The organism is Methyloceanibacter sp. (assembly GCF_035650995.1).
In the GTDB taxonomy this organism is placed as follows: domain Bacteria; phylum Pseudomonadota; class Alphaproteobacteria; order Rhizobiales; family Methyloligellaceae; genus Methyloceanibacter.
Map to the genome: position 1 here is coordinate 1 of NZ_DASRGO010000030.1, position 11,453 is coordinate 11,453.

An 11,453-nucleotide genomic window follows, 5' to 3' on the forward strand; every position below is an offset into this window, starting at 1 on the left:
GCCCGCGCCGAGCGGCAAGGGTGCGCCGGGCGGCGGCAGAGGGGCGGGGGTGTTCAACGCGAAGGCGGGCGTCGTTAACCCAGGGACGGCCCGCATGTTGCACCCGCCGAGGGCAGGCGCAACAACGAGGATGAGCAGGACAAGGACTCGCGCGACCAAGACTCGTTGCATGTCCCTTTCTAGGCCGCGCATGGTTAACAAACGCTGATCGTTCGTGCCGAAGCGGATCAGGCACGCTTCGACCGGGCGCCGGGCAGAGGCTCACGCAATGGCTGACAGGCTCGTGATGAGAGAGGCGGTGTCGGTGCCCGGCGCCGAGCGCACCCGGCTCGTCTTCCTTTGCGACCGGTCTCGCCTCAGGCGTTGGCAGGTCTGGCTCGCGGAAGCCCTTGCCGCGGGCGGCCAGTCCGTGCGCTTCTCCTTCGTCGAAGGTGATCCGCTTCCGCCGTCGGTCAATCTCCTGATGATGCTGGAGCGTCTCGTCTATGGCGGGGGCGTCGAACGCGCGAGCGACGTGCTCGACGAGACGGAGCTTCGCCACTTGCCGCGCGCCGACGGCGGTCCCTATGACCTCGCCATCGACTTCACCGGCCGCGCCGAAGGCAAAAGTGAAATGCGTACCTTGCGCCCGACCTTCGACGGCGTCGCCGGCGAGGCGGGGGCGATCGGAGCCTTGCTCGACCGCCGCCCGCCGCGGCTCGGCCTTGCCGATCGCGACGGCAGGATGAAGGATTTCGGCGCCTGCGCCATCGAGGACCCCGCGCTCCTCTCGAGAGGATTGGACAGCGCCTTCTCGCGCATGGGCAGCCTGATGCTTCCGGCGTTGCGCCGAGCGAAGGGAGGCGGCAATGAGGCGATGTCGTCTCCGTCGTCCCGCCCCGCGGTTGCCGCTTCGAGTGGAACGGGCGCAGCCGCCGCCACGTTCTTCGCCTCTTCGCTCGCGGGCAAGGCTCTTGCCCGGTTGAACGAGCTTCTCGGGCGAGCGCCGCGTTGGTCAATCGCCTGGCGCCACGGTGCGAGCGCGCCGGCGACCGAGACGCTGGAGATTCCGCTGGATGCCTTCAGCCGCCTCCGCGACGACGGCAGGCGCTACTACGCCGATCCCTTCGTGTTGATGCGCGACGGCGTCGCGCATGTCTTCTGCGAGGAGGTGCCGTTCGCGACCAACAAAGGCGTCATCTCCCATTTCGCCATCGATGCCGACGGCAACGCCTCGACGCCGCGTCCCGTGCTCGATCAGCCTTATCATCTCTCTTATCCCTTCGTGTTCGAGAGAGATGGAGGGGTGTGGATGATTCCCGAAAGCTCCTCGAACCGCACCATCGAGCTCTACCGCGCCGAGCGCTTCCCCGACCGCTGGGTCAAGCACGCCACGCTTCTCGACAACCTGCTCGCCGACGATGCGACTCTCTTCGAGAAGGACGGGCGGCTCTGGCTGTTCGCAAGCATCCGCGACCGGCAGGCTTCGAGCTGGGACGCGCTCGGGCTGTTCTACGCGGACTCTCTCACCGGACCCTGGACGGCGCATCGGGCCAATCCCGTGCTGCTCGATCCGGCGTCGGCGCGTCCGGCCGGCGCATTATTCAGGCGGGATGGGCAAGTGATCCGCCCGGCGCAGGACTGTGCGCGCGGCTACGGCAGGGGACTTGCCTTCTGCCGCATCGACCGACTCGACGATGAGGGCTTCGCCCAATCGGTCCTCGCGCGCGCCGAGCCGGAGACGGGAAGGGTTCAGGGCCTCCACACCTATAACCGCGCCGGCGCCTTCGAGGTGATCGACCTGTTCGGGCGCGGCCGCTAGTTGCCTACGGAATCCACTGGCGGGTTGTTCAGATTGAGCGCGGCGAGCGCCACGGGATCGGGCCGCCGACTGCGGTCGAACGTGGTGAGGCTCATGCCGTAGGGATTGGAATATTCCCAATAGCACCACGCCGCGCCGAGCCCTTCGCCTGCGCGCCGCACCGCATCGAGCCAGGCGAAGCGGTCTTTGTCGGGCACACTGCTATGGTCTTTGCCGGCGGCCGTCACGCCGAACTCGCCGAGGAAGAGGCGGCTCGGCGGCACGCCGTTCTCCTTGGCCCAGGCGCGCACCTGATCGAAGCGCGCCGCGATCATATCCGCGCTCCAGGTGGATTTGCCCTCGTGGGTGAAGGGCAACGGCTCGTAGAAATGGAAGCTGTAGAGCAGCTTGTCGTCATTGAGCCGCGCCGGGTCGAGCTGAACGAGGCCGGTGACATTGCCGCCGCAGGCGCCGGTCACGACGAGGGTGAGGGTGGGCGCGGCCTCTCTCGCCGCCCGCACGAGCCCCCGCACCATCGCCTCCCAGTCACGCCCGCCGTCCCCGTCGCACGGGTAGAACTGCGGCTCGTTCATCAGCTCGAGCGCCACGCGGTCCGTGCCCGCGTCTTCGAGCATGGCGGCCGTCGCGGCAACGACGTTGCGATAGCGGTCCGCAACGAGCGGCGAGACCTCGATGGCCGCGGCCGACCACGACTTGACCTGGCTCACGGGATGAAGATCGAGCACCACCTTGAGCCCGGTCGCGGTCACGGTGCCGATGTCGTTCTTCAGCAGAGCGAGCGCCTGGGCGAGATGATCCTGATCAGAGGCGAGGAGGGGACCCGGATCGACGCTGAGACGCACGAAATCGAACCCCATCGCCTTGATGCGTTCGAAGTCTTGCACGCCGCCCCACGCTTCGAGCGGGCGATAGGGCGGCCATTGATAGACGCCCGAGGGTGTAACCGGCGACCAGTTCAGCCATTCATGGATGCTGACGCCGCGCTTGAGCGCGATTGCCCCGCTTTCGGCTTTCGCCTGTTGCACCACCCCGCAGAGCGCGAGCGCGAGCAGGCCCGCGAGCGCGACGAGGCCCGTTGCAATCCTCAGGCGCATGGCACTTGTCCCTGCGCGAATGTCTCGACCTCGAGCCTCTGATCAACCACCGGACGCTTGCCCCGCGCGTTCCGGGCAAGCTCGCCGACGACCGCGAGCTCGAAGCGAATGGCCGAGCCGACGCGGTTCTGCATCTCAGCGAGGAAGAGTCGCGCGTCCTCCTCGCCGCAGCCTTGCGCCGGAACCACCTTGATGAGGCAGCGTCCCGGCGTGTCCTGATAGAATTGAAACTCCGATACGCCATAGAACTGCGCCGGGCTGACCGGCACGATGGTCGGAGTGACGATGCGGTTGCCTTCGGCGCCGATCAGGAATTCGGGCTTCCGCCGCGGCGTAATCGCGCGCACCCGCAACCGCCAGCTGTTCGCCTCGCATGCCGGCTCGACGAGCTCGGCGCTGTCGCCGGTGTCGTAGCGGATGAAGGGCATCCCGGTCGAGAGAAAGCCTGTGCCTACGATCCGGCCGCGCGCGCCCGTGCGCACAACCGGCGCTCCCGCATCGTCGATCAGCTCGGCATGCCCGTAGAGCGGCTCGAAGGCGTAGTCTCCCTCGCAGTCTGCCACTTCGCCGGCGAACAGCACGCGCTCGCTCAGGCCGTAGAACGGCGCGATCGCGGCCTCGGGGAGGACGGCGCGAATGATGTCGCGCTGGAACGGATAAAGCGGCTCTGAGATGGGAAAGACGCCTCTGATCCCCGCGCGCGGGCGCCGTCCCGTGCGCCACATGTGGCGGCAGAGGATCTCGATGGCCGAGGGATAGCCGTGGAGATAGGCGATGCCGCGCTTGTCGATCAGATCGAGATAGAGGTCCATGCGCTCTTCGGTCATGGCGAAGGGCGAGCAGCGGAGCTCCTTCAAGCCCGCCTCCCATTCGAACGGCCGCTTGTCGATGTCGGCCAAGAGCAGCCCGCGCAAAACGCAGCGCGCATCGGCCTCGCGATAACCGGTGCGCGACCACACGTCGTTGACGAAGGCGAACTCGCGCGGGGATCGGTCCTTGTCGAGCCAGAAGAGCAGCGGCTGTCCCGATGAGCCGCTGGTCGAGGCGCGGTCGAGGCTTGCGGCCGGACCGGCAAGGGCAGTTTCGCCCGCGCTGCGAAGATCGTCTTTGGTGAGAATAGGCAAGGCTGTTAGCGCGTAGAATCCGATGGCGCGGAAATCGATCCCCACGCCGAGCGCCGCATCGATCCGCTCGCGATGGAAGGGGCTTCCCCGATGCGCCTTGGCGATGAGGGCACGCAGCGCTTGGAGGCGCCGCGCTTGGGTGAACGCGGGATCGGTCCGGCTCCGTGCAATTTCGGCACGAAGCGTGCGGTAGGTTTTCCCATATTGAAACGACACGGGCAGCAGCGCGAGCGCGGGGCTCGCCGCATCGCGCAGTCTTTTCGGGCTGCGCACATAGGCGCCGCGGGCGATATCAAAGACGCTCACCACTTACCCTCCGAGGTTTGTCTCCTTGCTGCAGGGTTTAGGCCAGCAAGGCGCGCTCCGGGCACTGGATAGGCCCATTGGTAAACCGAAGCCGCGCGCAGCCGCCCGCATTAAGGCTCGCGGCGTTTCTCCTCGCGGCTGGCAAGGGCCTTGCTTACGGAACAAGGACTTGAACGCCGCGGGGTAAGGCCAATCATGCGAAGCAAGCAGGGACCTGGCGCGGTCCGCATCGCTTATTGCGGACCGATCGCGCAGCCGGGACGCCCCGCGCGCGGCGGCTACGAGTCCGCCAATCGGCGCCTGATCGACGATCTCAGGCTGCGCGGGATCGACGTCGTGGAGATCCCATACGCCGAGGCCTCGGGCAGAGAGCCCCGCAAGGTCCTCGCCCACGTCACAGGCTTCGCGCGCGCCGCGGCCACTCTCATCAGCAAGCGGCGGGAATTCGATCTCCTCCATATCACGCCGCTCTACCGCCAGTTCCTCTACGCCGAGGCCTTGCTCTGCGCCATCGCCTGGACGCTCGGCAAGCGGGTGGCGCTCGACATCCGCGCCGGGAGCTTCGTGCGCAATTATCGCGAGCGGAGCAGGGCCTATCGCGCACTTGCCGATAGTCTCATCGCCCACGCCGAGTTGGTCGCCGTCGAGGGCAAGGAGTACCTGCCGTTCATCGCCGAGCGGCGTGACGGATCGGTTCTCTATCTGCCGAATTACGTGCAGCCACCACCCGCTGCTCCGGTTCCCGGCGCCGAGGCGCGTACGAGCGCCGTTATGCGCCTCGTGTTCCTGAGCCGCATCGTGCCCGAGAAGGGGGTCGAGACGGCAATCCGCACGCTCGAAATCCTGACGGCGCGAGGCCTGCCTGCGACGCTCGAAGTCATCGGCACGGGGGAGGAGACCTATGTCAAACGGCTTATCACGCGCACAGGCGATCTGCCGGTCATTTGGAGCGGGGCCTTGCCGCCGCGCGAGGTCAAGGCCCGTCTTGCCACCGCACATTTTTTCCTCTTCCCGACGGTGCATCCGGGCGAAGGCCATTCCAACGCCCTGACTGAGGCCATGGCTGAAGGCGTCGTGCCGATCTGCTCCGGCAACGGCTTCAATCCAAGCGTCGTGGGCGCGTGCGGGGGGATTCTTCCCGCCGACGCGTCCGCCGCCGATTACGCCGAGGCGACGGCGGCGCTCTGGTCGTCCGGATCGTGGCCGCGTCTGTCGGCGGCCTGTCGCGAGCGCGTTGCCCAGAACTTTGCAAGTAACGCCGTCCTCGCGCCGCTCATCGAGCATTACCGACAGATCGCCACCACGCTCTAGCAGAGAGCGGCAAGCGTCGAGACCGGCGCCGCGAGGTCGGAGGCAAGGAGCAAGGCCAAACCGGAGAGATCGGAGGCGAACAGCGAGGCTCGGGACGCAAGATCGGGCGCTAGGATTGCGGCGGACGACATGACCGCCGAGGAAAGAACCGACATTCGCGCCACCTTCCGCGCCGGCTTTCTCAGCTCGAGAAGCGCACGGCGATTGAGCTCGAGCATCATGAACGCCCAGATCTTGTCGGAAGCGTCGATGGTCCCGGCCCGATGCGACTTGACGATTTTGCGCACGAAGCCGAGATCGATCAACTCGCCCTGCCATGAATTGTCGATCAGATCGTCGGCCATCGGGGCGAGCGGTCCGCGCAGCCAGTCGGCGAGCGGAAGGTCGAAGCCGATCTTGCGGCGCCAGATGCTTCCCTTCGGCATATAGCGCGCGGCCAGGCGCTTGAGCAGGTACTTTTGCGTATGGCCCTTGATCAGCAGCGTTTCGTCGATGCCGAGACTGTAATCGACGATCTCGTGCGACAGGAACGGCACGCGCGCTTCGATCGAAGCGCCCATCGTCGCGCGGTCGGTGCGCGTCATAAGATCGTTGGGCAGGCGGTCGCCGAGATCGAGCCGGATCGCCTCGGCGAAGTCGGCGACCGAGCGGCGCTGTTCGAACGAAAGCTTGAGCAACCGGTCAAGGACAACCGGCTCAAAGATCGTGGCGACGCCGTAATAGCTCGGCCCGGTGACGAGCTGATGCAGGAATTGCCGGAGCTTGGGGTTCCCGGCCACCAGGCGGTCGATCAAAGAAGCGCCCGGCTTGAGCGTCCGGAACAGGCCGTGATAGCGCCGCGACAGCACATAACGGAATTGCGCGTTGTAGCCGCCGAACAGCTCGTCGGCGCCTTCACCCGACAGCATGACCTTGAAGCCGGCATCGCGCGCGAGGCGCGATAGTTGATACAGCACGAGTGCCGACGGATCGGCGACCATGTCGTCCTGAATGAGGGCCCAGCGCTCGATATCGGCAAGGAAGCTCTGCGGCTCGGCGACGAGCACATGGTGTTTCAGGTCGTAGCGATTCGCGATGGCGCGCGCATGCACGGACTCGTCGAGCCGGGAATCGGGCATCGCGACCGAGAAGGCCTCGAGGCCGGGCGCCGTCTCGCTCGCGATCGCGGCAATGAGGCTGGAATCGATGCCGCCGCTGAGATAGACGCCGACCGGGACGTCTGACACGAGGTGATACCGCACGGCGCGGCGAAGCAGCCGGTCGACCTCTTCGACGATCTCGGTCTCGTTGCGCGCGTTGCGCTCGGCGTCGCGCGGCGACCACCACCGCTCGACGCGCGATCTCCGTCGCTTCACATCGAGGCGGAGCACGTGTCCCGCCTCGATTTGCCTGATGTCGCGGAAGAGGGTACGCGGCGCCTTCACCGCGCGGTTGAAGTAATAGTCGAACACCGACTCTTCGTCGGTCTCGCCGGCGCTGAGCAGCATCAGCGGCTTCATCGTCGAGGCGAAGGCGAAGACGTCGGCGGTCTCGATGTAATAGAGCTGCTTGATGCCGACGCGGTCGCGGGCAAGAAGCAGCTCGGCCGTTCGGTAGTTGTAATAGGCGAAGGCGAACATGCAGTGGGTGCGGTCGAGAAAGCGCATGCCCTCGCGATTCAAGCCCTTGAGCAGCACCTCGGTGTCCGAGTTGTACCGGTAGCGCTCGCCGGGAAGCCTGAGCTCGGCGAAATTATAGATCTCGCCGTTATAGGTGATGACGCCGCCGGTATCGGCCATCGGCTGCTTCGCCCGGCCCGGGTCGATAATGGCGAGCCGGTTGTGGAAGAAGAGCAGCCGGTCGGTCACCCAGCGCGCGGTGAAATCGTCCGGTCCGCGCTCCTCTTGATGAAGCGCGACGGCCTCGGCGAAGGCCGCGGCGAGATCGGGATTGGGTTTGCCTTTGAAGAAGAGCCCAGCGATGCCGCACATGGTTTGACCTCCCTCAGTTAGTCCTGGGCCCGTCTTGTTTCGTCAGCGCCCCGATCATCGCCTCGTAGCGATCGAGACACACCCCGAGCGAAAATTCGGCCGCGCGCGCGATGAGCGGCGCGGGATTTGGCGGCCGGTCGATGACCTCGGCGAGCGCCGCGGCCATGGATGCCGGGTCGTTTGCCGGCACGATCGTTCCGTAGCGGCCCTGGCCGAGGAGATCGATTGGGGCGCCTTGGCACTCGGCGATCACAACTGGCGTGCCGGTCGCAAGCGCTTCGACGATGGTGTTGCCAAACCCCTCGCAGCGCGAGGCGACCGCGTGCACGCCGGCGCGCCGGTACCAGGGCGCCGGGTCCTCGACGAATCCCGGCATGAATACGCGGCCAGCAATGCCGCGCTCGCGCGCCAGGGCCTTGAGCCTTTGACGTTCCGGTCCGTCGCCGAGCAGGACGAGCCGGGCCGGCCTACGCATCTGGGCGAACGCCTCGATGAGAAGCGCGAAATTCTTGACGCGGTCAAAGCGGCCCACGCCGAGAACGATCGGGCTATCGTCGTCGTTCGGAAGTTGCGTCAGTGCCAGATCGTTCGCACGCACGCGCGGCGAGAAGTGGTCGGTATCCACCGGATTGTGCAGCACGTGGAACTTATGGGGCCGCTCCGCCGAATAGGCGATGTCGCGGCGCACGGCCTCCGACACGACGCCGACCGCAGCCGCCGCGCGATAGATAAGGGGCGATAGGACCTGGGCGACCGATCCGAACAGGCCGGACGTGCGCAGATTGTAGCGATGCACCGACATGATGCCGTGCACGGTGACGGCAAGCGGAGTTCCCGTGGCCCGCGCCGCCAGCATGGCATTGAGGTTGTTGTTCTGGAGCGCGGAGATGAGGCAAGCAGGGTTCCTCTCGCCCAGATAGCGGGTGAGCCTCGCTGCGGCCGAAGGCGTGCGGCATTCGAGCGAAACAACGCGCACATCTCCGGTCACGAAGGCAAGATGGGGGCCTTCGGCCCGGTTCAACACGAGATCGACCGGGTAGCCGCGCGCCGCGAGACCCGATGCGACGAGCGCCCAAACGCGCTCGGCGCCGCCGCCTTCCATCGAATGGATGTAGAACGCGAGCCTCGGCCCCCCTATTACCGGGCGCTCGGCACGCGAAGCCCTGATGTCCTGCCGCCGGCTCATGACGCGCGCACCGCCTTGCCTGGAAGCCACCGCGTGTAAGGCAGAAGCGCCGGCCTGATGTCGAGGACGTTGAAGGCAAGCGCTGCGCCTGCGAAAGCGCCGCCCCCGGCCATAACCAGCACGACGAGGCCGGCAATTCCGTCCAAAGGCCCGATCGCGGCGAGCACGCCGACCATGACGACGGCCGACGCTCCGATCCGCGCGATCTCTCCCAGCGCATGCGGAATGGCGAGCAGCCGGCGCCCGGCAAGCCAGCTTGCCAGCACCGACAAGCTGAAGGCGAGGCAGGAACCCGCCGCCGCTCCCGGCAGTCCGAACATCTTGAGAAACACATAGATGAAGGGCGCCGTGAGCAGCGTTGCCGGCAGGAGCGAGGCCACCTGCACCATCAGCCGCCGCGTGACGTGGAAGGCGAGGTCGAAATAATGGAACTTGAGATTGACGAGGAGCGCTGTTGCCGCGATCCACGGGATCAGCGCCGCGGCCTGGCCGCGGAACTGCTCGCCGAGCACGACCGAGGCGATCTCGGTCCTGAGCATGATGAGGCCGGCGACGGCCGGAAGGCCGAGCGCGAGCAGATAGCTGCCGACCTCGCCCATCCGCGACTGCGCCGAGCCGTTGCCTTCGCGCTCGGCAGAGCGCATCACGATGGGGAAGGCGGCGAGACCGACGGCAGAGGCGAGCATGTTGATCGGCTGCTGCACCAGGTTCTGCGTCGCGGCGTAAATGCCGACCGCGGCGGGACCGGCGACGAGCTGAATCACGTAGCGCTCGGTGAGCGGGATCAGCGACTCGAGCACGGTGATCGGCACGATCGGTCCGGCATAGGACACGATGGTCTTCACCGCCGGCCGGTCGAGGCCAAGATGGGACAGCTCGCGCACGAATGGGATGAGACAGACGAGCGCCACGCCGAGGCTCGCCAAAGCGAAGCCCGCGCTCAAGGTCTCGAAATTCGATCCGGCGAGCTCGACCAGCGCGAGGCTCAGGACGAGCGAGAGCGTGGCCCGGCTCACCTCGATGCCGAAATACTGGAGCGAGCGCTCCTGCGCCTGAAGCTCGGCAAGTCTCAACCGCACCACCCCGTTGGCGAAGGTCATGATGCCGAGTAGAAGGCTGAAGGCGACGGTGCGCTCGGGCGCCGCGACGAGCGCCATGAGGGCGCCGACCGGAATCGAAACGGCGGTGGCGAGACCGGTCATGGCGAGGCAGGTGCGGCGGAGGATCGAGATCCGTCCCGCGCTCTCATATTCCGGGTAGAGCCTGAGCAGCGCGAGCCTGATCCAGTTGAACAGCACCGCGTTCAGGAGCTCGGCCGAGGTGACGAACAGCGCGAAATAGCCGTATTCCGCCGGCTCGACGATGCGCGAGAACACGATGAGCGCCACGAAGGCGGCGAGCCGTGGCAGGAGCAATGCCCCGCCATAGATGGCCGCGTTCCGGCCGAGCTGGCCGCGCTTGTTGTCGTCTTTCACGACCATGCTCCTTGAACGATGGCTGGATCGAAGGTGACGCGCGTGGAGCGCGCGGCCTTCTGCTGCGCGGGAAGTCCGAACAGCGCGACGGCGAAGATCATGAGCGAGGCGGTCTGCGTCCTCAGCGAGTTGCTGGTGCTCGCGACCACGAGGAAGGCCATGACGGCGAAGAAGGCGAGCGCCCCGCGCCCGCGCGCGATCGACCGCAGGAAGGTCAGCAGCGAGACGGCAAAGACGGCGAACAGGATCGCGCCCAGCATGAGCAAGAGCCCGATCCAGCAATTCTCGATGATCGCGACCTCTTTGTAGGTCTTGAGCAGGAAATTGATCTCGGCGAAGTCAACGCCGTAGAGCAGATCGCCGGGGCTCAAATAGTTGAACAGCCTGAACACATCGATGCGCGCCTGCGCGCTCGCATCGATCTTGGCGAGCTGCACGATGCGCTCGCCGAGCGAAGTGCCAAGGGCGAGCGCGGCGCCGGCGCCGATGGCGAGGAGGCCAAACCAAGGCGCTGCGGCAAGCGTCGACACCCGCATCTTGCCGCGCGCGAGCGCCACCGCGGCGATATAGAGCAGGGCCGCCGCGCCGAGGATCAGCGTTACGGCGAAGCTGCTCCGCGCGCCGAAGGCGAGGATGCCGGCCAGCATGAGCGCAAGCACGGCCGCCTTGCGTGCTACCGACCACGGCATGGCCGGGACCAGGAACGCGACCGAAGAGGTGATGAAGGCGTTCTCGAGCGGGTGGCCCATGAGCGCGGTCGAGCGGAAATATTCCGTGCCGCCCATCTCCGGAAAAACGAACAGGTTGACGCCCGCGATTCGCTCGCATACGCCGATCGCCGCGTTGACGGCGACGAAGCCGATGATGAGCGAGGTCAGTTTAAGCCGCCGGTTCTCGTCCAGATAGAAGGCAAGCATCACCGCAAGTGGTGCGGCGAACATCGTGTTCGCCATATTGGCGACGCCGCTCATCCCCTGACGCAGGATGGTGATTGCGGCGCAAAGCACGATCACCGCAGCGAATTGAAGCACACCAGGCTGCGCGACCGCCTGCTCCGAGACGAAGCGCACCAACCCTACCGCGAAGGTAACGAGCACGAGCGCGATCAGGAGCGTGTAGGTGTAGAAATGGAACTTGAACGGCGGCATGCCGCCCGCGTCGGCATACCCCGTCATCTGGTTGAGCA

The 11,453-nt window shown here is 66.3% G+C and carries 8 protein-coding genes; 2 read left to right on the forward strand and 6 right to left on the reverse strand.

Translation table 11 applies throughout. The annotated features are described in order from the left end of the window. Positions 1–268: 268 nt before the first annotated feature. Positions 269–1,801 carry a glucosamine inositolphosphorylceramide transferase family protein gene (locus tag VFB18_RS02040; RefSeq protein ID WP_324970610.1) on the forward strand — a complete coding sequence of 511 codons (1,533 nt, stop codon included), beginning with the start codon at positions 269–271 and terminating at the stop codon, positions 1,799–1,801. Here the strand turns inward: VFB18_RS02040 and VFB18_RS02045 are convergent. After that, positions 1,798–2,895, reverse strand: a complete 1,098-nt coding sequence (locus tag VFB18_RS02045) for a glycoside hydrolase family 5 protein (protein ID WP_324970611.1) — start codon at positions 2,893–2,895, stop codon at positions 1,798–1,800. The two genes, VFB18_RS02040 and VFB18_RS02045, sit on opposite strands and share 4 nt — an antisense overlap. Further along, positions 2,886–4,325, reverse strand: coding sequence for a hypothetical protein (locus VFB18_RS02050; RefSeq protein WP_324970612.1), 1,440 nt, complete (start codon positions 4,323–4,325; stop codon positions 2,886–2,888). Before VFB18_RS02050 ends, VFB18_RS02045 begins: the two co-directional genes overlap by 10 nt. A gap of 195 nt (positions 4,326–4,520) precedes the next feature. Here VFB18_RS02050 and VFB18_RS02055 point away from each other — a divergent pair, with 195 nt between their 5' ends. After that, the gene (locus tag VFB18_RS02055) at positions 4,521–5,636 is read left to right on the forward strand and encodes a glycosyltransferase (RefSeq protein WP_324970613.1); all 1,116 of its coding nucleotides are present in this window, start codon (positions 4,521–4,523) and stop codon (positions 5,634–5,636) included. On the opposite strand, the gene asnB is transcribed toward VFB18_RS02055, so the two are convergent. From asnB to VFB18_RS02075, 4 genes are all read right to left on the reverse strand, one after another. Beyond that, positions 5,633–7,606: an asparagine synthase (glutamine-hydrolyzing) gene (gene asnB, locus VFB18_RS02060; protein ID WP_324970614.1), complete on the reverse strand. Its 1,974-nt coding sequence runs from the start codon at positions 7,604–7,606 to the stop codon at positions 5,633–5,635. The two genes, VFB18_RS02055 and asnB, sit on opposite strands and share 4 nt — an antisense overlap. A gap of 13 nt (positions 7,607–7,619) precedes the next feature. Then, positions 7,620–8,792: a glycosyltransferase gene (locus VFB18_RS02065; RefSeq protein WP_324970615.1), complete on the reverse strand. Its 1,173-nt coding sequence runs from the start codon at positions 8,790–8,792 to the stop codon at positions 7,620–7,622. Then, entirely contained in the window at positions 8,789–10,267 is a 1,479-nt protein-coding gene (locus VFB18_RS02070) for a lipopolysaccharide biosynthesis protein (RefSeq protein ID WP_324970616.1), read from the reverse strand. The genes VFB18_RS02065 and VFB18_RS02070 overlap by 4 nt, the downstream gene beginning before the upstream one ends. After that, positions 10,264–11,453, reverse strand: a 1,190-nt coding sequence (locus tag VFB18_RS02075) for a VpsF family polysaccharide biosynthesis protein (protein ID WP_324970617.1), incomplete at its 5' end; no start/stop codon positions are given. The genes VFB18_RS02070 and VFB18_RS02075, both read right to left, overlap by 4 nt.

Excerpts from the sequence above, each read along its gene's own strand:
- VFB18_RS02040 (WP_324970610.1), top strand. The coding sequence starts at position 269 with ATGGCTGACAGGCTCGTGATGAGAGAGGCGGTGTCGGTGCCCGGCGCC.
- VFB18_RS02045 (WP_324970611.1), bottom strand. The coding sequence starts at position 2,895 with ATGCGCCTGAGGATTGCAACGGGCCTCGTCGCGCTCGCGGGCCTGCTC.
- VFB18_RS02055 (WP_324970613.1), top strand. The coding sequence starts at position 4,521 with ATGCGAAGCAAGCAGGGACCTGGCGCGGTCCGCATCGCTTATTGCGGA.
- asnB (WP_324970614.1), bottom strand. The coding sequence starts at position 7,606 with ATGTGCGGCATCGCTGGGCTCTTCTTCAAAGGCAAACCCAATCCCGAT.
- VFB18_RS02065 (WP_324970615.1), bottom strand. The coding sequence starts at position 8,792 with ATGAGCCGGCGGCAGGACATCAGGGCTTCGCGTGCCGAGCGCCCGGTA.